The organism is Micromonospora sp. NPDC048887, from assembly GCF_040649715.1.
Taxonomy (GTDB): Bacteria; Actinomycetota; Actinomycetes; order Mycobacteriales; family Micromonosporaceae; genus Micromonospora.
Genome location: NZ_JBEZGA010000002.1, coordinates 198,405 through 219,822 on the forward strand (window position 1 = coordinate 198,405; position 21,418 = coordinate 219,822).

General features: G+C 70.3%; 18 protein-coding genes and 1 tRNA gene. 7 read left to right on the top strand and 12 right to left on the bottom strand.

Annotation, left to right across the window (positions count from 1 at the left end; genetic code table 11):
* Positions 1–87: 87 nt before the first annotated feature.
* From gltX to AB0C17_RS04125, 3 genes are read right to left on the bottom strand one after another with little or no spacing between them, the layout of a single operon-like run.
* Positions 88–1,497 (bottom strand): glutamate--tRNA ligase, encoded by a 1,410-nt coding sequence (gene gltX / locus AB0C17_RS04115; RefSeq protein WP_357476528.1) that lies wholly within the window; start codon positions 1,495–1,497, stop codon positions 88–90.
* A 49-nt stretch (positions 1,498–1,546) separates the two neighbouring features.
* Entirely contained in the window at positions 1,547–2,824 is a 1,278-nt protein-coding gene (locus AB0C17_RS04120) for an MFS transporter (protein WP_357390313.1), read from the bottom strand.
* Positions 2,821–4,134 (bottom strand): GH1 family beta-glucosidase, encoded by a 1,314-nt coding sequence (locus AB0C17_RS04125; protein WP_357390311.1) that lies wholly within the window; start codon positions 4,132–4,134, stop codon positions 2,821–2,823. The genes AB0C17_RS04120 and AB0C17_RS04125 overlap by 4 nt, the downstream gene beginning before the upstream one ends.
* A 197-nt stretch (positions 4,135–4,331) precedes the next feature.
* Here AB0C17_RS04125 and AB0C17_RS04130 point away from each other — a divergent pair, with 197 nt between their 5' ends.
* Complete coding sequence (locus tag AB0C17_RS04130) at positions 4,332–4,778, top strand: SRPBCC family protein (RefSeq protein WP_357390309.1); 447 nt, start codon at positions 4,332–4,334, stop codon at positions 4,776–4,778.
* 131 nt (positions 4,779–4,909) lie between these two features.
* Here AB0C17_RS04130 and aceE read toward each other — a convergent pair whose 3' ends face one another.
* On the bottom strand, positions 4,910–7,654 hold the full coding sequence (gene aceE, locus AB0C17_RS04135) for a pyruvate dehydrogenase (acetyl-transferring), homodimeric type (RefSeq protein WP_357390307.1): 2,745 nt from the start codon (positions 7,652–7,654) through the stop codon (positions 4,910–4,912).
* A 189-nt stretch (positions 7,655–7,843) separates the two neighbouring features.
* On the opposite strand from aceE, the gene AB0C17_RS04140 reads away from it, so the two are divergent.
* On the top strand, positions 7,844–8,248 hold the full coding sequence (locus tag AB0C17_RS04140; RefSeq protein ID WP_357390305.1) for a secondary thiamine-phosphate synthase enzyme YjbQ: 405 nt from the start codon (positions 7,844–7,846) through the stop codon (positions 8,246–8,248).
* A 40-nt stretch (positions 8,249–8,288) separates the two neighbouring features.
* Here AB0C17_RS04140 and AB0C17_RS04145 read toward each other — a convergent pair whose 3' ends face one another.
* Positions 8,289–9,932, bottom strand: a complete 1,644-nt coding sequence (locus AB0C17_RS04145) for an alkaline phosphatase D family protein (RefSeq protein ID WP_357470495.1) — start codon at positions 9,930–9,932, stop codon at positions 8,289–8,291.
* A gap of 184 nt (positions 9,933–10,116) precedes the next feature.
* Here AB0C17_RS04145 and AB0C17_RS04150 point away from each other — a divergent pair, with 184 nt between their 5' ends.
* The 5 genes from AB0C17_RS04150 (at position 10,117) to AB0C17_RS04170 (ending at position 14,464) form a co-directional block, all read left to right on the top strand.
* The gene (locus tag AB0C17_RS04150) at positions 10,117–10,587 is read left to right on the top strand and encodes a MarR family transcriptional regulator (protein ID WP_357390301.1); all 471 of its coding nucleotides are present in this window, start codon (positions 10,117–10,119) and stop codon (positions 10,585–10,587) included.
* A 62-nt stretch (positions 10,588–10,649) separates the two neighbouring features.
* Entirely contained in the window at positions 10,650–13,214 is a 2,565-nt protein-coding gene (locus tag AB0C17_RS04155; RefSeq protein ID WP_357476531.1) for a transketolase C-terminal domain-containing protein, read from the top strand.
* Between the two features lie 111 nt (positions 13,215–13,325).
* A complete protein-coding gene (locus AB0C17_RS04160) occupies positions 13,326–13,760 on the top strand; it encodes a DUF3052 domain-containing protein (protein WP_013287823.1) in 435 nt (144 codons plus the stop codon).
* A gap of 81 nt (positions 13,761–13,841) precedes the next feature.
* Positions 13,842–14,309, top strand: coding sequence for a peroxiredoxin (locus tag AB0C17_RS04165; RefSeq protein WP_128138072.1), 468 nt, complete (start codon positions 13,842–13,844; stop codon positions 14,307–14,309).
* 83 nt (positions 14,310–14,392) lie between these two features.
* Positions 14,393–14,464: transfer RNA gene (locus AB0C17_RS04170), tRNA-Val, on the top strand.
* Positions 14,465–15,009: 545 nt separating this feature from the next.
* On the opposite strand, the gene AB0C17_RS04175 is transcribed toward AB0C17_RS04170, so the two are convergent.
* From AB0C17_RS04175 to AB0C17_RS04205, 7 genes are all read right to left on the bottom strand, one after another.
* On the bottom strand, positions 15,010–15,363 hold the full coding sequence (locus AB0C17_RS04175; RefSeq protein WP_357389175.1) for a hypothetical protein: 354 nt from the start codon (positions 15,361–15,363) through the stop codon (positions 15,010–15,012).
* A gap of 66 nt (positions 15,364–15,429) precedes the next feature.
* Positions 15,430–15,621 carry a hypothetical protein gene (locus AB0C17_RS04180; protein ID WP_357389173.1) on the bottom strand — a complete coding sequence of 64 codons (192 nt, stop codon included), beginning with the start codon at positions 15,619–15,621 and terminating at the stop codon, positions 15,430–15,432.
* 466 nt (positions 15,622–16,087) lie between these two features.
* The gene (locus AB0C17_RS04185; protein WP_357389169.1) at positions 16,088–16,522 is read right to left on the bottom strand and encodes a hypothetical protein; all 435 of its coding nucleotides are present in this window, start codon (positions 16,520–16,522) and stop codon (positions 16,088–16,090) included.
* A gap of 146 nt (positions 16,523–16,668) precedes the next feature.
* Positions 16,669–17,376, bottom strand: coding sequence for an ABC transporter ATP-binding protein (locus AB0C17_RS04190; RefSeq protein ID WP_357389167.1), 708 nt, complete (start codon positions 17,374–17,376; stop codon positions 16,669–16,671).
* Positions 17,377–17,378: 2 nt separating this feature from the next.
* Positions 17,379–20,219, bottom strand: a complete 2,841-nt coding sequence (locus tag AB0C17_RS04195) for an FtsX-like permease family protein (RefSeq protein ID WP_357476534.1) — start codon at positions 20,217–20,219, stop codon at positions 17,379–17,381.
* Positions 20,219–20,680 carry a hypothetical protein gene (locus AB0C17_RS04200; RefSeq protein ID WP_357389163.1) on the bottom strand — a complete coding sequence of 154 codons (462 nt, stop codon included), beginning with the start codon at positions 20,678–20,680 and terminating at the stop codon, positions 20,219–20,221. The genes AB0C17_RS04195 and AB0C17_RS04200 overlap by 1 nt, the downstream gene beginning before the upstream one ends.
* A gap of 75 nt (positions 20,681–20,755) precedes the next feature.
* Positions 20,756–21,289, bottom strand: a complete 534-nt coding sequence (locus AB0C17_RS04205; protein ID WP_357389161.1) for a hypothetical protein — start codon at positions 21,287–21,289, stop codon at positions 20,756–20,758.
* Positions 21,290–21,418 lie beyond the last annotated feature (129 nt).

The window sequence follows — 21,418 nt, forward strand, 5'->3', positions numbered from 1 at the left end:
TCTGAGTCATAAAGATGATTCAGAGGCATATCGCTCACGAGGGATACCGCTGCCCGGCCGCGACGCGCCCGGACGCGGGCCGGTGGCTCAGACCAGGCGTACGCGGGCGGCGCGCAGCCGGGTCAGCGTACGGTCGCGGCCGAGCACCTCCAGCGACTCGAACAGCGGCAGGCCGACGGTGCGCCCGGTGACCGCGACGCGTACCGGCGCCTGCGCCTTGCCGAGCTTCAGCCCGCGCTCCGCGCCGACCGCCTCCAGCGTGGCCTTCAGCGACTCGGCGTCCCAGGACTCCAGCGCCTCGAACGCGACGATCGCGGCGTCCAGCAGCTCGGCGGCGCCCTCCTTCATCGCCTTGGCCCAGGCCGCCTCGTCGATCAGCGGGTCGGCCAGGAACAGGAAGTCGACGTTCGGCACGATCTCGCTGAGCACCGCGATCCGGGTCTGGGCCAGCGGGGCCACCGCCGCGAACGCGGCCGGGTCGAACTCGTCGGGCTGCCACGGCGGCGGGGCGATGATGTCGGTGCCGGTGAGCCACGGCCGGCACGCCTCGACGAAGTCGGCCACCGGTAGTGCCCGGATGTAGTCGCCGTTGAACGCGCGCAGCTTCTTCTCGTCGAAGAACGCCGGGGACGGGTTGACCTCGTCCAGCCGGAACTCCTCCTCGATCACCGACCAGGGCACGATCTCCCGGTCGCCCGAGGGCGCCCAGCCCAGCAGCATCAGGTAGTTGCGCATCGCGTCGGCGAGGTAGCCCTCGTCCCGGTACGCCTCCAGCGCGACCTTGTCCCGCCGCTTGGACAGCTTCTGCCGCTTCTCGTTGACGACCACCGGCACGTGTGCCCAGATCGGCGGCTTCACACCGAGCGCGTCCCACAGCAGCTGCTGCTTCGGGGTGTTCGGCAGGTGCTCCTCGGCCCGGATCACGTGGGTGATCCCCATCGACATGTCGTCGACCACGTTCGCCAGCAGGAACACCGGGGAGCCGTCGCCGCGGGCGATGACGAAGTCCTCGATCAGCTTGTTCTCGAACGTCGGCTCGCCGCGGACCAGGTCGACCACCACCGTCTCGCCCTCGTCCGGCGTACGGAAGCGCAGTGCCCGCCCCTCGCCCGGTCCCAGGTCGCGGTCGCGGCAGAAGCCGTCGTAGCCGCGCTGCTGAGGCCCGGTACGCGCCTGCACGTCCTCGCGGGTGCAGTCGCAGTAGTAGGCCCGGCCGCCCTCGTACAGCCGCTGCGCGGCGGCCCGGTGCTCACCCGCGTACGAGGACTGGAAGTACGGCCCTTCGTAGCTGCCCCGCGCGATGCCGATCCAGTCGAGCGCGGACAGGATGCCCTCGGTCCACTCGGGCCGGTTGCGTGCCGCGTCGGTGTCCTCGATGCGCAGCACGAACACCCCGCCCTGCTGCTTGGCGAAGATCCAGTTCTGCAGCGCCGAACGGGCGCCGCCGACGTGGAACATACCGGTCGGGGAAGGGGCGAAGCGTACACGTACCGTCACGCCCCCCAGCCTACGGCGGGCCGCTACGGGTTTCCGGCAGGGGGCCGGGTCAGGGCACCGACTTGATCTTCACGACCAGGGCGCTGCCGAGCAGGGTGACCGCCGCGGTGACCGCGTACAGCGTCGGGTAGCCGCCGAGGTGCACCACGATCGGCGCGGACAGCGCCGGCCCGAGCACCTGCGGCGCCGAGTTGGCGATGTTGATCACGCCGAGGTCCTTGGCCCGGTCGGTGGCGGTGGGCAGCACCTGGGTGATCAACGCGGCGTCCACCGACAGGTAGACGCCATAGCCCGCGCCGAGCAGCAGCGCCGCCACGACCGTCATCGACCAGGTCGGCGCCACCGCCAGCAGCACCGCCGCCACCGCCATGATCAGCCCGGAGGTGATCACGAAGACCTTGCGCCGGCCGGAGCGGTCGGACATGCGCCCGGCGACCACGGCGGTCAGCATCATCCCGACCGTGTAGAGCAGGATCAGCACCAGCAGTGAGCCCTCGGGGTCGGCCACCCGCACCCCGTCGGTGAGGAAGTAGAGCAGGTAGAGCGTGCCCAGCGCGTTGCCGGTCTGCACCAGGAACCGGGTGAACCAGGCCCAGGCGAAGTCGGGGTGGCGGCGCGGGCTGATCCACATCGAGGCGAACAGCGACCGCAGCCGCAGCGGCGAGCGGTGCTCCCGGGGCAGGTGGTCGTCCTGGGTCAGCAGCGCGAACGGCAGCGAGAGCAGCAGCACGGCGAGCGCGATCGCCGCGTACCCGGCCGCGTTTCCGGTGACCACCGCGGTGACCAGCACCGCGCCGAGCACCAGGCCCAGCGCCTGCGGGATGCCGACCCAGCCGGACACGCCGCCGCGCTGCGCCACCGGCACCCGGTCCGGGATCGCGGCGGTCAGGCTCGCCAGCATCGCGTTGAAGCAGACCTGCGCGGCGACCCAGGCCACCGCCACCCCGGCGATGGTGTTCTGCCGGGCCAGCAGCACCAGGGCGAGCGCGCCGATGACAGCGCCGAGCGCGGTCCAGACGTGCCGGCGGCCGAAGTGCCGGTTGGCCAGCCGCAGCGAGGTGCGGTCGGACAGCGCCCCGGCCAGCGGGTTCGCCAGCACCGCGGCGAGCGCGCCGATGCCGGTGACCACCGCCAGCATGGCCTCCTTGTCGGCCGGGGCGATCCGTTCCACCTGCTGCGGCAGCAGCACCTGGATCGGGGTGAAGAACGCCATCCAGACGCCCAGGTTGGCCGCGAAGATCAGCGCGATCCAGCCGCGCCGCACCGGCACTGTCGGCTCCGCGAGCGCCGCCGGCAGCGAGGCCGGCGTCGGGTTCACTGTGGTCATCGCCGGACCAGGTCCCGCAACCAGGTGTACGACGACTTCGGCGTCCGCCGCTGCGTGTCGAAGTCGACGTGCACCAGGCCGAACCGCTTGGTGAAGCCCTCTGCCCACTCCCAGTTGTCCAGCAGCGACCAGACGAAGTACCCGGTCACCGGCACGCCCTCGGCCATCGCCTCGCGTACCGCGCGGATGTGCCCGTCCAGGTACGCGATCCGCTCCGGGTCGTGCACCAGGCCGTCGGCGTCCGGCGCGTCGTCGTACGCGCAGCCGCTCTCGGTGACCTGGACCGGCGGCAGCGCGTCGCCGTACCGCTCGTGCAGCTGGAGGAGCAGGTCCCGCAGGCCGTCCGGGGCCACCGGCCAGTCGAACGCGGTGCGCGGGTAGCCCTCCAGCGGCACGATGTCGAACGGCAGCGGCGAGTCCGCCTCGGGCGCCCGGATGCCCGTCGGGTTGTAGTAGTTGACCCCGAGCACGTCGATCGGGGCGGCGATGACGTCCAGGTCGCCGTCGCGGATCATCGTCGGGTCCATGCCCGGCGCGTCCGGGTAGCCGCGCCCGAGCAGCGGATCGGTGAACAGGAGGTTGTGCAGCGCGTCGTACGCCGCCGCGGCGGCCCGGTCCGCGTCGGTGTCGCCGGCGACCCGCACCGGGGAGTAGTTGTTGGCGATCGCCACCGGTGACGTGGTGCGGGCGCGCAGCGCGGCGACCGCGAGACCGTGCCCGAGGAGCTGGTGGTGGGCCACCGGGAAGGCGTCGAACAGCAGCATCCGGCCGGGAGCGTGCACGCCCATGCCGTAGCCCATGCTCATGTGGATGAACGGCTCGTTGAGCGTGATCCAGAGCTTCACCCGGTCACCGAGGCGGGCCGCGGCCAGGTCGGCGTACTCGGCGAAGCGGGAGGCGGTGTCCCGGTTCAGCCAGCCACCGGCGTCCTCCAGCGGCTGCGGCAGGTCCCAGTGGAACAGCGTGGCGACCGGGTCCACCCCGGCGGCGAGCAGGCCGTCCACCAGCCGGTCGTAGAAGTCCAGCCCGGCGGCGTTTGCCGCGCCCGAGCCGGCCGGCTGGATCCGGGGCCAGGCGAGCGAGAACCGGTACGCGGACACCCCCAGCCCGGCCAGCAGCGCGGTGTCCTCGGCGTACCTGTGGAAGTGGTCGCACGCCCGGTCGCCGGTGCTGGCGTCGGCGACCCGGCCCGGCTCGTGGGCGAAGGTGTCCCAGATGGACGGACCGCGACCGTCGGCAGTGGTCGCACCCTCGATCTGGTACGCGGACGTGGAGACCCCCCAGCGGAAGCCGGCAGGGAACTCGGGCATCGCGGTCGTCAAGTCACCCTCCAGGACGTGAGGCGTGCTCGCGACTCTAGGGCTCCGCGGACCGCTGCGCCATAGGCCGAGATGACTGGGTGGCGCAAGGGAGTTCGGCGTGTCTTTTCCGAACCCGTCCGCTTAAGTCCGATTTACACATAGAGTGCCGAATATCGCGGATGTGATTTAAGTGGGGGAAAGTACTCATGATCCTCGTGGAACGCAGCGCACACGTGGCGGCGCCGGTGGAAGTGGTCTGGGACGTCGTGCAGCGCGCCGAGCAGTTGCCGGCCTGGCTGGCCGGGGTCCGCGCGGCCGAGGTCCTGTCCGGGGAGGGATTCGGGCGGCGGCAGCTGGTCCAGGCCGGACGCGGTGCCGCGCACGAGGCCGAGGTGATCGCCTTCCAGGAGCCGACGCTGATCGGCTGGCGTGAACGCGCGAAGGGCGCCGGCGCCCGGGCCGAGGCACGCACCGAGATCTACGTCCAGCTGACCCCGGACGAGGAGGACGGCGGCAGCGTCGTACGCCTGATCGTGGTGCGGTGGCCGGCCGGACCCGTCAAGGCGGCCCTGCTCCGGCTCGGCCTGCGCCGGGTCGGCGCCGACCTGGAGGACTCGCTGGCCCGGCTGACCGACCTGGCCGCCGTCGGCTGACCGAGCCCGTCCCGGCGTCGCCCGCGTTGTGACGGCCCGGCGTTCCCGCCAGGGACGCCGGGCCGTCGTCGCATCGGGGGACGAGAAGGGCCCGGCGCACCTGGCGCCGGGCCCTTCTCGTATGACGGGTACTAGCTGTCGCCGCCGGTCTCGCCGACCGGTGCGGCGTTGACGTCGTCCAGCGCGTACTTGCGAGCGGCGTCGGCCGGCACGTGCGCCGGCACCACGCCGCGCAGCGCGAGCTGGCGCAGCGTTGCCACCGCCACCGACTCGGCGTCCACGTGGAAGTGGCGGCGCAGCGCGTGCCGGGTGTCCGACATGCCGAAGCCGTCGGTGCCGAGCGAGGTGTAGTCCCCGGGTACCCAGCGGGCGATCAGGTCCGGTACCGCGCGCATCCAGTCGCTGACCGCGACCTTCGGCCCGTCGGCGTCGGCCAGCTTCCGCGCGATGTACGGCACGCGCGGCTCCTCGCCCGGGTTGAGCAGGTTGTGCTCCTCGCACTGGACCGCGTCGCGGCGCAGCTCGGTCCAGGACGTCACCGACCACACGTCGGCGGACACGCCCCAGTCCTCGGCGAGCAGCTGCTGGGCCTTGAGCGCCCACTGCATGCCGGTGCCGGAGGCGAGGATGTTCGCCTTCGGCGCGTCGTCGCCGACCTGCGGCGCGGGGGAGTAGCGGTGGATGCCCTTGACGATGCCCTCGACGTCCACGCCCTCCGGCTCGGCCGGCTGGAAGATCGGCTCGTTGTAGATGGTGAGGTAGTAGAAGATGTTCTCCTGCGCCTCGCCGTACATCCGGTGCAGGCCGTTCTCCACGATGTGCGCCAGCTCGAAGGCGAACGCCGCGTCGTAGGAGACCACCGCCGGGTTGGTGGCGGCGAGCAGCAGCGAGTGGCCGTCCTCGTGCTGGAGGCCCTCACCGTTGAGCGTGGTCCGGCCGGCGGTCGCGCCGAGCACGAAGCCCCGCGCCATCTGGTCCGCCGCCGCCCAGAACCCGTCGCCGGTGCGCTGGAAGCCGAACATCGAATAGAAGATGTACAGCGGGATCATCGGCTCGCCGTGCGTGGCGTACGCCGTGCCGGCGGCGGTGAACGAGGCCACCGACCCGGCCTCGTTGATCCCCTCGTGCAGGATCTGGCCGGTGGTCGACTCCTTGTAGGACAGGAACAGGTCCCGGTCGACGGCGGTGTAGCGCTGGCCGTGCGGCGAGTAGATCTTCTGGGTCGGGAAGAGCGAGTCCATGCCGAAGGTACGGGCCTCGTCCGGGATGATCGGCACCCAGCGCTTGCCGAACTCCTTGTCCTTCATGATGTCCTTGAGCAGGCGGACGAAGGCCATCGTGGTGGCCACCTTCTGCTTGCCCGACCCGCGCTTGACGTCGGCGAACCGCTCGCTGCCCGGGATGGCCAGCGTCTTGCGCGCGGTGCTGCGCGTGGGCAGGTAGCCGCCGAGCTGCTGACGCCGGTCCTTCAGGTAGGTGATCTCGTCCGACTTCTCGCCCGGCGTGTAGTACGGCGGGAGGTACGGGTTCTCCTCCAGAGACTTGTCCGGGATGTCCAGGTAGAGGCGGTCGCGGAAGAGCTTCAGGTCCTCCAGCGTCAGCTTCTTCATCTGGTGCGTGGCGTTGCGGCCCTCGAAGTGCGAGCCGAGCGTCCAGCCCTTGATCGTCTTGGCGAGGATCACCGTCGGCTGGCCGGTGTGCTCCATCGCCGCCTTGTAGGCCGCGTAGAGCTTGCGGTAGTCGTGGCCACCCCGCTTGAGGTTCCAGATCTCGTCGTCGGAGAGGTGCTCGACCATCTTGCGGGTCCGCGGGTCGCGGCCGAAGAAGTGCTCCCGCACGTACGCCCCGGACTCCGCCTTGTAGGTCTGGTAGTCACCGTCGGGCGTGGTGTTCATCAGGTTGACCAGCGCGCCGTCGGTGTCCGCGGCGAGCAGCGGGTCCCACTCCCGGCCCCAGACGACCTTGATGACGTTCCAGCCGGCGCCCCGGAAGAACGCCTCCAACTCCTGCATGACCTTGCCGTTGCCGCGGACCGGTCCGTCCAGGCGCTGGAGGTTGCAGTTGATCACGAAGGTGAGGTTGTCCAGCTCCTCGCGGGCGGCCACGCCGATCGCGCCGAGCGACTCGACCTCGTCCATCTCGCCGTCGCCGAGGAACGCCCAGACGTGCTGCTGGGAGGTGTCCTTGATGCCGCGGTGCTGCAGGTAGCGGTTGAACCGCGCCTGGTAGATCGCGTTCAGCGGCCCGAGGCCCATGGAGACGGTGGGGAACTCCCAGAAGTCCGGCATCAGGCGCGGGTGCGGGTACGACGGCAGCCCGCCGCCGGGGTGCGACAGCTCCTGCCGGAACCCGTCGAGCTGGTTCTCGCTGAGCCGGCCCTCCAGGAACGCCCGCGCGTACATGCCGGGGGAGGCGTGACCCTGGTAGAAGATCTGGTCACCGCCGCCGGGGTGGTTCTTGCCCCGGAAGAAGTGGTTGAAGCCCACCTCGTAGAGGGACGCCGAGCTGGCGAACGTGGAGATGTGGCCGCCGACGCCGATCTCCGGGCGCTGCGCCCGGTGCACCAGCATCGCGGCGTTCCACCTGATGTACGCCCGCAGCCGCCGCTCGACGTGCTCGTCACCCGGGAACCACGGTTCGCGCTCCGGCGGGATCGTGTTGATGTAGTCGGTGGTGGTCAGTGACGGCACCCCGACCTGCCGCTCGCGGGCCCGCTCCAGCAGGCGCAGCATGACGTACCGGGCTCGCTTTGTCCCGCGCTCGTCGATGACACCGTCGAGTGACTCGACCCATTCGCTGGTCTCTTCAGGGTCGATGTCCGGAAGCTGGCTCGGCAGACCAGCGGTGATCACCGGGCGCTTGCGTTCCGTAGCCACAGGCGTTCCCTCGGTTTCGTGTGGGATAGGTCTCTAGCGCCATCCTGCCCCCTGGTGGCGCGTGCCGTCACCTCTCCCACCCCCAGACGCGACGCTGAACACAGGTACCCGTCGGTAACTTTGCGCGATCACGGGATGCGCTATCGGCGGGCGCGGCGCGGAGTCGGACGCTGCGGCAGAATGCGCCCTATGCGCAGTGAGGTGATCACCGTCCGGACCGGCTCCCGGCCGGCCGTCCGGGACATCACGAGCGAGGCCGAGCGGTTCGTGTCCGGGGCCGGCGACGGCCTGCTGCACGTCTTCGTCCCGCACGCCACCGCCGGGCTGGCGATCATCGAGACCGGCGCCGGGTCCGACGACGACCTGCTGCGGGCGCTCGACGACCTGCTCCCCACCGACGACAGGTGGCGGCACCGGCACGGCTCGCCCGGGCACGGCCGCGATCACGTGCTGCCGGCGTTCGTGCCGCCGTACGCGACGCTGCCGGTGCTCGGCGGGCGCCTCCAGCTCGGCACCTGGCAGTCGATCTGCCTGGTCGACACCAACGGCGACAACCCCGACCGTCAGGTGCGCTTCTCGTTCCTGGCCGGCTGACGGCCGGGCCGGGCGCGACGCGCCCGGCCCGGCCGCGCCGTCACGGGCGGACCGTCTCCGTCTCCACCGTCTGCCGGCCCTGGTCGACGCCGGGGGCGGCGGTGCGTGCCGCGGCCGGCGGGCGGTCGTACGTCAGGTTCAACCCGGGCACCCGGTCCTCGATCACGAACCGGGCCCGGGTGTACGCGGGCGCGTCCGGCCGGCTCACGTACGGCAACACGTCGAAGTCCGCTGTCAGCTCGGTCGGGGTGATCGTGGTCCGGACGTATCCCCGCAGGTTGTTCTGGAAGCGCAGGTGCGGGTTGAACGCCAGCCACGGGTGCGAGCCGGTGGGCGAGTCCGCGCCGTCACCGGTCGAGGTGATCGACGAGCAGACCAGCTCGCTGCCGACCGTCCGCGAGGTCGGGTCGGCGTAGTCCAGCTTCAGGTCGCTGGCCCAGTGCGCGTGCACGTCGCCGGTGAGCACCACCGGGTTGCGCACCCCGGCCGCCAGCCAGCCCCTGGTGATCCGGTCCCGGGAGGCGACGTACCCGTCCCAGGCGTCCATGCTCGTCACCGTCAGCGGGCCCGAGTTGTTGTCCCGCTGGGCGAAGAAGACCTGCTGGCCGAGCAGGTCCCAGCGCGCCTCGGAGCGGCGGAAGCCGTCCAGCAGCCACGCCTCCTGGGCGGCGCCGGTGATCGAGCGGGCCGGGTCGGACGCCGCGTCGCAGCTCTTGTAGCCGTCGCCGCACGCCTGGTCGTCCCGGTACTGCCGGGTGTCGAGCATGTGGAAGGTGGCCAGCCGGCCCCAGCGCACCCGCCGGTAGAGCCGCATGTCGATGCCGCGCGGGATCGAGGTGCGGCGCAGCGGCATGTTCTCGTAGTACGCCTGGAAGGCCGCCGCCCGCCGGGCGAGGAAGTCCGGGTCGGGCGCCTCGGGCACCTCGTCGGCCCAGTTGTTCTCCACCTCGTGGTCGTCGAAGACCACCACCCAGGGCGCGACAGCGTGCGCCGCCTGCAGGTCGGTGTCGGTCTTGTACTGGGCGTGCCGCTGCCGGTAGTTGGCCAGCGTGCGGGTCTCCGGCCCCTCGTGGTCGCGCGGGTTGCCGCCGGGCACGTTGTACGTGTCCGGCGCGTACTCGTACTGGTAGTCGCCGAGGTGCAGGATCAGTTCCGGCTCGGTCTCGGCGAGGCGCCGGTACGCGGTGAAGTAGCCGTGCTCGTACTGCGAGCAGGAGGCGAAGCCCATCGCCAGGGCGGACGGCATCAGCCACGGCGCCGGGGCGGTGCGGGTCCGCCCGGCCGGGGACAGCCAGCGCTCGGCGCGGAACCGGTAGAAGTACTCCCGTCCGGGCAGCAGGCCGCCCAGTTCGACGTGCACGCTGTGCGCCGACTCCGGCCGCGCCAGGGCCACGCCGCGGCGCACCACGTGCCGGAAGCGCTCGTCGGCGGCCACCTCCCAGGCCACCGGCACGACCCGCGACGGCATCCCGCCCAGGCCGTCCTCGGCCAGCGGCTCCGGCGCCAGCCGGGTCCAGAGGACGAAGCCGTCGTGGTCCGGGTCGCCGGAGGCCACGCCGAGCGTGAACGGGTCGCGTCGCAGCGGGCCCGGCGACGCGGCGGCCGCGAGCGGCAGGCCGGCTGCCGCGCCGGCGGCGCCGAGCGCCGCGCCGCTGAGCAGGATGGTACGTCGGGACAGAGCCACGTTTCCTCCCCGGAGTCCGGTTCGTCGACTCCGGGAAGCCTCACGGACGTCGATGGCCGCCAGGTGAAGGGCGGACGACCGGGCGGGAATTTCCGCCGAACAGCGCCTCATGATCGGCAATCGGTTGCATGAGGTGCCTCACCGTTCGGCTGATTGAAGATCGACTCGCCCATAACATGAACGGATGGCGCATTCCACCGTTCCCACCGTCCGCGACCGGGCCGAACTGGCCGGGGAGACGGTGCGCCGGATCCTGCACGTCGCCGCCGCGATGCGGCACCACCAGGACGAGGGGATCGCCGCGCTGGGACTGACCCCGGCCGCCGCCCGCGCGCTGCACGAACTCGACCCGGACCACCCGCTGCCCGCCCGCGACCTCGCCGAGCAGCTCGGCTGCGACAGGTCCAACGTCACCGGCCTGGCCGACAAGCTGGAGCGGGCCGGGCTCGTGGAACGCCGTACCGACCCGGCCGACCGGCGGCAGAAGGCGCTGGTGGTCACCCGGCGCGGCCGGGAGGTCCGTGAGCGGGTCGGTCAGGTCATGTCCGACCCCCGGCTGCTCGACGGCCTGAGCACCGCCGAGCTGGCCGCGCTGCGTGACCTGGTCTTCAAGGTCTCCGACGGCGGCTGCCCGGAGGACTGCGGCGAGGTCTGAGCCACGCCGGGCGGAACGTGTCCGACTGGGCGCGGCGGGCCGGAGTCGGTAATGCTGTCCGCGTGAGCACCCCGCAAGATCTCGACGACCGGCTCCGAGCCGCACTGGCCGCGCTCGGTGCGCCCGACCAGCGGCGCGACCTGGGCGAACCGCTGCCCGACGGCGGGCCGCTGACCGGCTCGCAGGCGCTGGCGCTGTTCGACGCGCAGTCGACCAGCCGGCTGCTCGACCTGGCCGGGCGGTGGCTGTCCGGCTTCGGTGAGGGGTACTTCACGATCGAGTCGGCCGGGCACGAGGGCGACGCCGCGGTGGCCGCCGCGCTGCGGCCGACCGACCCCGCGCTGCTGCACGCCCGCTCCGGCGCGTTCTACTGCCTGCGCGCCGCCCAGGCCGCCGGCGCCTTCCCCGCCACCCCGCCGCCCGCGTCGGGCGCCGCCCCGGGCACCTCACCCGGCGAGCCGATCCCTGCCGCGTCCACCCCGCCGGACCTGCCGCCCGCGACCGACTCCGACGCCGATCCCCACCCCGCTCCTGCTGTCCGAGACGACCGTTCCGCTCCCCGGGAACCAGGAAGATCTCGGAGCGAAGGTGCCCCCCTGGGGGCCGTCTCGTACCAGGATCTCGACGTCGACCCGGATGAGCGGGAGGCGGAGAGCCTTCCGGTGGGGGCCGGGGTGGTCGTGGACGCGGACGGGGACGCGACTGTCGGCGTACCCGATCTGCCGCAGCCCGCGCCCGACGACGCGTTCGCGGCGGCGGCGCGCGACGTGCTGCGCGGCATCGTCGCCTCCGCCGAGGAGCCGGCCGCCGGCGGGCGGGCGAAGGTGTTCGGCCGCGCGGACCTGGCGGTCGTGCCGACCACCTCGGCCGCCGGTTCGCACCTGCCGCGTGCCGTCGGCCTGGGACTGGCGCTGGAGCGGCTGCGCCGCGGCGCGCGACCTGCCGAGGGCGCGGCGGAGGCGGCGTCCTGGCCCGCCGACGCGGTGGTGGTCTGCTCCTTCGACGACGGCGCGATCAACCGGGCCACGGTCACCGCCGCGCTCAACACGACCGGCTGGTACGACCACACCGGCCTGCGCATCCCGGTGCTGTTCGTCTGCGCCGACGCCGGCGCCTCCACCGAGGGCTGGGTGGCCACCGCGTTGCGGTCCCGGCCCGGCATCCGGTACTTCGCCGCCGACGGCACGGACGTGGCCGCGACCTACCGGGTCGCGGCCGAGGCGGCGGACTGGGTACGCGAGCAGCGCCGTCCCGCCGTGCTGCACCTGAGCGCCGTCCGGCTGATGGAGCCGGATGACGGGGACGCGGACCGCGACCCGCTGCTGGCCACCGCGCGGTTGCTGGTGACCTCCGGGTACGCCAGTGGCGAGGAACTGCTGGCCCGGTACGACGAGCGGGGCTGGCAACTGCGCCGTGTCGCCGAGGAGGTGCTGGACGAGCCGAAGCTCGCGTCGCCGGTCGAGATCGTGCGGGAGCTCGCGCCGCGCCGGCCGGTCCGGGTGTCCCGGGAGGTCGCCGAGGCGGGTGCACGGGCGGCCGGGCCGGGTGCCGGAGCGCGGGCCGAGGCGTTCGGCGGCAAGCCGCCGGAGCTGACCGGCCGGCTGACGCTGGCGCAGAGCATCACCGCCGCGCTCGCCGACGGGATGCTCGACCATCCCGGGATGGCGGTGTTCGGCCACGAGGTGGCCTCCCGGGGCGGGACGCACGGGGTGACCGGGGGACTGCGGGACCGGTTCGGGGCGGCGCGGGTGTTCGACACGCTGCCCGACGAGACCTCGATCCTCGGGCTCGGGCTGGGCGCCGGCCTGGCCGGCCTGCTGCCGGTGCCCGAGATCCGCCACCTCGCGTCGCTGCACGGCGCCGAGGACCAGCTCCGCGGCGAGGCGGCCACCATGCGCTTCCTGTCCCGGGGCGCGTTCCGCAACCCGATGGTGGTGCGGGTGGCCGGCCTGGCGGCCCCGGACGGGCTCGGCGGGCACGACCGCACCGACAACTCGCTGGGGGCGTTGCGCGACGTGCCGGGGCTCGTGGTGGCCGTGCCGGCCCGGCCGGACGACGCCGCGCCGATGCTGCGTACCTGCCTGGCGGCGGCCCGGGTGGACGGCAGCGTCTGCGTCTTCGTGGAGCCGGTCGCGCTCTACCACGTCCGTGACCTGCACACGGACGGTGACGAGGAGTGGACCGCCGAGTACGCCGAACCGGGTGCCTGGGGGGACCGCCACGTGCCGATCGGGCGGGCCCGCGTCTACGGGGTCGGCTCCGCCGAGGACCTCACCATCATCACCTTCGGTAACGGTGTGCGGATGTCGCTGCGTGCCGCCGCCACGCTGGCCGAGGAGGGCGTGGGCAGCCGGGTGGTGGACCTGCGCTGGCTGGCCCCGCTGCCGGTGGCCGACATCATCCGGGAGGCCTCGGCGACCGGCCGGGTGCTGGTGGTGGACGAGACGCGGCGGTCCGGCGGAGTGGGCGAGGGTGTGCTGTCCGCGCTGGTCGACACCGGGTACGTCGGTGCCGCGCGGCGCGTGGCCGGACTTGACTCGTTTGTACCATTAGGTCCGGCCGCCCGTCAGGTTCTGGTCTCAGCGGAAGCCATCACCGAGGGTGCCCGTACGCTGCTGGCACGGTAAATTCCGTTCCACCCGGTGCGCCACTTGCGCGGCGAGCCGCAACTGTGTGGACTGAGCCCGACGGTGTCACCCGACGCCACGAGCAGGGATGAGATGAGGAGGCACTCGACAGTGAGCGCGACCGCTGGCCAGGCCGACGGGGTACGCAGCCTGGCGGACCGGTTCGGTATCGAGCCGGGCATGGTCGTCATGGAGATGGGCTACGACGACGACGTAGACACCGATCTCCGGGACGCCCTGACCGACCGCTGTGGGGAACTCGTCGACGAGGACACCGACGAGGTTGTCGACGCGGTTCTGGTCTGGCACCGAGACGGCGACGGTGACCTGTTCGAGCTCCTCGTCGACGCCCTCGGGCCGCTCGCGGACAACGGCGTGGTGTGGCTCCTCACCCCGAAGGCCGGCCGCGACGGACACGTCGAGCCGAGCGAGGTCGCCGAGAGCGCGCAGACCGCCGGGTTGCAGCAGACCTCCACCATCAACGCCGGCCGCGACTGGAGCGGCGCCCGCCTCGTCATGCGGCGCGGGTCGAAGAGCAAGAAGTAGGGACGCGCCGCACACCCGGCGACCACGGTCGCCGGGTGTGGCAGGCTGATCATTTCCAGACCCGATCCCGAGGGAGCACGCATGCCCATCGAGGTTGGCGCCGAGGCGCCCGACTTCCTGCTCAAGGACCAGAACAACCAGGAGGTCCGGCTCTCCGACTTCCGCGGTCGCAAGACCGTGCTGCTGGTCTTCTACCCGCTCGCCTTCACCGGCATCTGCCAGGGTGAGCTGTGCGAGGTGCGGGACAACCTCAACGAGTACGTGAACGACGACGTCCAGGTGCTGACCGTCAGCGTCGACTCCGTTTACGCCCACAAGATCTGGGCCGACCGCGAGGGCTACCAGTTCCCGCTGCTGGCCGACTTCTGGCCGCACGGCGCGGTCGCGCAGGCGTACGGCGTCTTCAACGACGTCGCGGGCATCGCCAACCGGGGCACCTTCGTCATCGACAAGGCCGGCGTCGTCCGGTTCGCCGAGATGAACATGCCCGGCGAGGCGCGCGACCAGCAGGGCTGGCGCAAGGCGCTGGCCGAGGCCGTCGCCGCCTGAGTCCCACACCCCAGGCACGTCGTTGCGCGGGGCCGGAGGCGGGCAGGTAAGCTGGCCGCTCCGGCCCGCCGTACGGGCGTTCCGGGCGCGTAGCTCAGTGGGAGAGCACTCGCCTTACAAGCGAGGGGTCGCAGGTTCGAAACCTGCCGCGCCCACCCTTCACCACCAGCAGCATCCTGGACGGCCCGATACCGCTGTTCCATCACGCTCATCTCCACCAACACTCGGCGGAGTGTCACCCAGGTCCTGATACCGATGTGTCAGGCAGGTTCCGAGACCGGACAAGCCGGCTGCCGGCGATGTGCAAAGTTTCTGTACGTCTTCCAGGCGGCCCTGAACGGGCCGCACGCGCCGCCGCCTGGGCGCGCGCCCGTCGCTCCGCTGACGCTCCGACTCCGGCCACGCAACACGCCCGGCGGCTGGCGCGGAAGCGGGAAGCCCAAGGGGCCGCCGCAGAACGACAGGGGCGTTGACCGCCGGGCAGGTTGACCGCCGGCCCGGACGAGCCGGCCTGGCAGCAGCCTCGCCTTCTGGTCTCCGGTGCTGGAGGAGACCTTCGGTGACGGTGCCGCGGAGCGCAGCCTCGTCAGCGATGAAGACCACTGGCAGGCAATCTTGAACCTCTGCTTGCTTTTTGCGAGTTCCTCGGGCAGCGGGCGGCGACGGCAGCGCCGTACAGCGGCGGTGCCTGAGGGCTGCGTCAGTCGTCCTCGACGATCGGTTCGGCCCACGCGGCGTGGTGGAACTGCCATGTCTGCCGGAGGCCGTCCGCCTCGGCCCGTGCCGGGTTCAGGGGCGCAGTGATCAAGTGCCGGCCCGGAGGGACAATGATGACTTCTCGCCGGACTCTCTTGGTGTGGCGGATCCGGTACCTCAGACCCTCCACGTTCACGACACCGCACTCGTCGCCCGGTTGATCCAGCGAGGTCGACTCCACAGTCACCGACCAACCCTCCTTGTCGGCTCTGTAGAGCCACACCTCGAAGGCGCGGTGCTTGCCCTGCTGTTCTGACACCCGAGCGATGATCTCGATCGGGTCGATGCGGTCGTCCATGAGCGTCCTTCGGGCCGGCGAGGAGAACAGCGAAGGCACGCTACCTCCCCGGCGGACGGCCCGGTGCTACTGGTCCTCGTCATCGTCTCGCATCAGGCGGTCCAGATCCTCGGGACGCATCCGCTTGATCTGGGTCTCCAACTTGCGGCTGTAGTGACGGTCGTTCGGATTCATCCCGTTGCGAGACCGAGAGCTGCGGCCGTACTCCTTGAGGAAGCCGCCCAGCTCCCGGCGCATGCGTTCCCGGCGGCCCGACATGAGCGTCACTCTAGGGTCCGAAGGTCCGGCGACGCCTTTCAATAACCGCTACCGGCATCGACCGCACCTGTGAGCCGAGCCGTCACTGCCGGGCGTTGCCCGGCCGGTGTTCGGCGTCCTGGTCGTCGGCGTACGCGGTGGCTTCGAGCGGCCAGGTCGTGCCGAACAGGCGTTCTGCCTCCAGGAGATCGGATCGAAGCTCTACGAGCAAGCATGCGGGCCCGTACCGCCTACCTAGAAGAGGGCGCCTCGCTTGTCACCGGCTGAGAGGCTGAGCCGCCGTTCGCCAGCACAAGGCGTCTGGCCCTGTTCCATCGAACGCACGTTCAATCCGGAACGGCCGCCGGCGATGCGATCCGACAGTTGATGTCGACGCAGCTCCGCGAGGTGATGTGCAACAGAATCCAGCAAGCCAGCGGCGACAGGATGTCGGTCGTGGTGGGCACTACCGGCCGGCCCTCAGCTCCTAGGTGGGCTCGTTCCGTAGCTGTCTGTGGAGCTGACCGGTGGTGTTGACCACTGCGACGAAGCCGAACACCTCAATCCGATCGACGTCGAAGCTTCCCGTGACGATCGGCGGTGGCGCGTAGGCGTAGATCTGACTGGCGTCCAGGTGGAGCCCGCGCCGCTGGTATGCGCCCATGGCGAGGGGGGCCAGAAGATACCGGTCCTGGCCATCCTCGGTGTCCAGCTCGGCAGTCAGGTCGGCACGGGAGCCCCACCCCCGTATGAGCTGCCCTTCGAAGGTGTCGAGGAACCACCACGCGCCGTCGGCAGACTCAAGGAACACATCACCAAACAGCGAGGTGAACCGCGCGGCCTTCCCGTCGAGATCCAGCCATGCCCATGACTCCAGCGCCGCAGCGAATTCCCGCTCACTGAACTGCTTGGTGAGTTCCACCGCGACATTGGATCATGCACCTGCTCAGGTTGCCTCCAGCGGTGGCAACAGCCGGCGCTTCTGGCCGGCTCGCCGCAGCAACCGCTTGACGCCGCGTCGGCGGACCTGCGCCGCGTTTGACCCCGGCAGGATGCCTGCGCCGGTGATCAGTCAGGAGAGGGAGCGGTCAGTACCGCCCCGTCCGCCATGCGGATCACCTGCGCGCAGGACCGTGCGATCTCATGGTCGTGCGTCACGATGAGGAGGGTTACCTGACGTTCATGACACGTGCGTGTCAGAAGTTCCAGAATCATGGCCCCGCTGGCGCTGTCGAGGTTGCCGGTGGGTTCATCCGCCAGAATGACGCTCGGGTCTGTGACGATCGCACGGGCGATGGCGACGCGTTGCTGCTGGCCCCCAGACAGTTGCGATGGGAGGGCGCCCGCGCGTTCACATAGCCCCACCTGTTCGAGCGCCTCGAATGCGAGGCTCCGGCGACGTGCGGCCTTCAGGCCGGTGCCGTACAGCGGGACCATGACGTTCTCGGCGGCAGTGAGTGCCGGGAGCAGATTAAAGCGCTGAAACACGAAACCGACGGAACGCCGGTGCCGCACCAACTCTGATGCGCGGAGCGCGGCCAGTTGCCGGGTACCCACCTGAATCGTGCCGGCGCTGGCCTTCTCGATACCTCCGATCAGGTGCAGGAGCGTCGATTTCCCGGAACCGCTCGCACCTGTCACGGCGAGGGACGTGCCACCATCAACGCGCAGGGAGACATTGTCCAGTGCGGTGGTATGCACGTCGCCCGACACGAAGTACTTGGAGACGTTCGTCAACAACACGGTCCGGTCGGGTTGCAAGACCTCCGATCCCATGCTCACCCCTCATCACACATCGTGGCAGCGGAGAGTGCCGGCGTCGCGGCGGCTGCTACCGCCCCACAGGCGCTGGTCAAGGCCACGGCAACTGCCGCCAAGACAACGACCGTACCGATCGTCGCCCCTGACACGCCGCCGAGCGGCCATCCCACGGCGATGACGGCGCCCACAGCGCCCAGGAGAGCACCGGCTCCACCGATGATCGCCCCTTCGACGCCCGCGAGCTGTCGGATCGAACTTTCGGTCCAGCCCACTGCTCGCAGGGTGTTGATCTCCATGGCTCGCTCCCGAAGACCAACGTAGATGACATTGGCGACCGTCATCAGGCTCGTCGCCAGGAGCATCGCCATCAGGGCTGCGTCAGCGCCCGACACCCGGGCCTGCACCTCGTTGCCGAGCAGACTTCCGGTGATTGTTCCCGCGTAATCGTTCCTGATCGCCAACAGTGCCGATCCTGCGATCACCGTCAAGGCCACCGCCGTCGCCGCGGTAAGGGTGCGACCCGGCGAGCTCAGGGCGTTGGTCCAGGCGAGGCCTGCTGGCGTCGGTCGGCCTCGGGTCCGGCGTACGGACACTGCCCGGACATCTGGGGCCAGCGAAGGGTAACGACGGGCTGCGCGGAGCGCCGGAACGAGCGCGATGAGAGCGGTCATCACAGTCACGATCGCGAGAGCGGCAAGCGACGCGACCAAGGGCACGTGAAGTGCGGTGATCGCAACCAGTACCCCGCCAAGAGCAAGCGTGACGAGGCCCCCCAGAAAAGCGAGTATCGTCGCCTCGACGACCAGGAGGCCCACGACCCGACGCCGACGCCAGCCGAGGACGCTGAGGACGGCCAACTCCCGGCGGCGACCTCGCAGGTTGGCCACCATATTGCCGGCGAGGAGCCCGAAGCACATCACGGTCACCAGGCCGAACAGTGTCACCGTCTTTTCGTCAGTAGCGCGAACGACGGTCAGGGCGGCGCCCTTTCGGGGCCACATCTCATCAAGGAGCACGGGTGGCCGTCCGAACTGGCCGGATGGCAGGTTGACCGACCGCACCTCAGGCGAGGAACCGAGGGTCACGTCGACCTCGAGACCTGGAATAGCCGCGATTTGTTCCGCCACCTGCGTGACCCGCTCGCGGGAGCGTCCGTCGACACCGTCGACGTCCGACACTCGTACCCGCAGTGCCCCCACGACATCGTCGCGTCCTGTCAGCCGCACCGCGTTCTCGACGGAGATCAGGGCCGACGGTGGCAGCGCCAGATAGCTCGTCGGGTTGGAGTTCGGACCGAGGTGGACCTGCCGACCGTCGGCCAGCGCGGGAAGCCCAGCGTCGTACAGCTCGAGTGGCACAGCAGCGAACTCGGAGAACTGTCGGATTGAGTTCGGCTCGAACGTGCCCACCGTACGAACGCGTGCGGGACGCCTGACGTCCTGCGGGTCGAGGAAGGCAGGGCCGACCACGGACCGGAAAACGACGTCCCCGCTCAACAACGGTTGCAGCGCCCGGCGCCCGGTTGCCCGTTCGCCATGGTCGGACACTGCCGTGCTCCATGCGGCCGGAGGATCAGCGGAAACGGGTATGCCTTGCTGGTGGCCGTCCGGGGCGGTCGAGACGCTGGCCGGGCCGATCTTGAGACCGCGATCCAGCCGAACCTCGCTGCCCGGCGAGACCTGGGAATGGTAGACGTCCGCCAGGTCGTGCGAGGAAGTCACCTTCCGGATACTGCGAGCCGAGGTCAGCTCCGACAACAACTCGCGAGGAGGGCGCTTGACCGGATCACCCGCATCCACCAGCGCGGTCTCGACCAAGAGCTGCTCATCGAGCGGAAGCCGTTCGGCGACGAGTGCTTGAACGATCAGCTCGGAGTCCGCCGTGGACTCTCCCACGCCACCGGCCAGGTAGCGTCCGCGTCGCACTGAGGCGGGGAGGTCGACCAGATCGGCTTCGGCGGCCGGATCGATCACACCGATCGGCAGCCACAGCGGAGTCGTCATGACGAGCTGCGGATCCGTGACGACTGCCGGGGCAGTGGGAGCGCCCGTGACTGGATCGGGCAGTTCGTTGACGCCGGTGAAATCCTTGTATCGGCCGTCCGGCAGAGCTTGGAAGACCGAAAACGTGGACATGTTCAGCTGCGGACTGCCTCGGTCGACCCCGGGCTGCGGCGCCAGGAACTGCGTGCCGCAGATGGGAACCCAATCGCCCGCGTCGGTCTTCTCAAGATAGACGTACGGCACCTGAACGTGCGCGCAGCCGAGGTCCAGAAGGTCTTCCTGCGAGAGGAGACGGTTGTCGGGCGTGGTGAAGCCCTCGCGTCCGTCGTCTGTCACGATGTGACGGGGAACCGCCACGGGGCGGGTAGTGACGTACGCGAAGCGCGGCTCGGAATCATCAACCCTGGTGAGGCCGGCATCCGCGAGCGTCGACGGTCGAACCCGGACCACTTGCTGCTCGCGGGTGCGGTCGATGATCGACGACAGGGCGATCGGTACCTCCAGGTTCACCCCGATGTACCCGAGCACCCCTGCTGGAGCGGCGGCGTCCACTCCAGCGATCGAGCTGACCGCCTTCCACTGCGCGAGAGTGATGCCGCCGTCATGTCCGATGAGATATCCCGGACGGACCAGACCCGACTCGACCTCGGAACGACTGCGCGAACCTGCGGGACGGACCAGCAGGTCGTACGCTCCTCGGGAGTTGGCGCTGACGAATTGATCGATCGCCAGCCGGCGACTTTCCGACGTTCCAGCCAGGACGAGGAATCCGCTCATGACGATGACGACAGCCGCCATCGTGGTGACCAGGCGGTAGGGTCGAGCGATGCCCTGCTGGATAGCGAGCTTCAGCACTACTGTTCCACCCGCAGGTTCCATGTGAGGCCGGATGGGGCTTCGACCCGGATGCGGTACGTGGCGGGTGTGTCGATGACGATTTGATTGGCGAAAGGCGCGCCCGCCAAGTCGTCACACGGCACTGGCAGGACAGCCAGCGGCTCAATATGCAGCTTCAACGTGCCGTGGTCGCACCGACCGGTCAGCCACAGATCGCCCACCGCGACGCTGGCCTTGCCCACCGTGCGTGATCCGGTGGTGGCCGCGACGACCAGAAGCGTCGGACCGTCTCCGGCGGGCGGGGTCCCGACAATGGGCTCCGGCCGGGGCGTGGGTCGACGGGAGGTGTCCGGCGTCGGAGCGCTGCCCGTTGTCGTGGCGGTCTCCGTCGACCTGGTGCCCGCCGAGGTGCATCCGCCAAGCGCCACGGCGCACAGCGCGCCGACGACGAGCGAAGTCGACAAGGTTCGCTTGGACATGTGAACGCCCTTTCGGCCGGTGTATCGAAACCGCTCGGGTCCAGGCGTCCCAATGGACGCCTGGACCCTACGAGCTCAGATCGAGGTCTGCCACAACTTCCAGCCGACACCGGTGGGATGCTTGGCAAGGGTGATCGAGGTCGTCGCACCCGTGCAGTTGGTGTATTCGCGACCGAAGGTTCCCTTGGTCTTCCGCACGTTCACGCCGTAGGTGGCCCATTGGATCTTGTTCGCCGGGACGGTCATCGGACCGGCGGTAATTCCGGCCTTTGCCGTCAGGGTGTAGGTAGCGGCGATACCCAGGGTGGTTGCGGCGTCCGCATTGATCACCGCAAGGCTGATGCCACCCGAAATGGTAGTCGAGTAGCTCGCGGTAACGGAGACCGAGCCGGTTACCTCCGAGGTGAAGGAGGCGCTTGTGGGTGTCGGATTCTGGTTCCGGACATAGAGCTCGGGACCGACGCGCACGTGATCGTTACCCAAGCTCGAGATGTTGTAGTAGTAGGAGTCGGCGACGCAGGCCGTGGGCCCGGCCTCCGTCGCCGAGGCCGGTGCTGCCGGGGCGGCAACGACGGCGACGAGAGCAGCGGCCATGAGCCCGGCCTGCACTGTCCTTCTCGTTACGGGTAGAATGGACTGCGTACTCACGGGACCTCCGAGGGTTTGACGTGGGAACACAGCGGCTGCGGTGTTGGCACACCGCAGCCGCACTAAGGGCTATAGAAGCTCCTCTTTTCC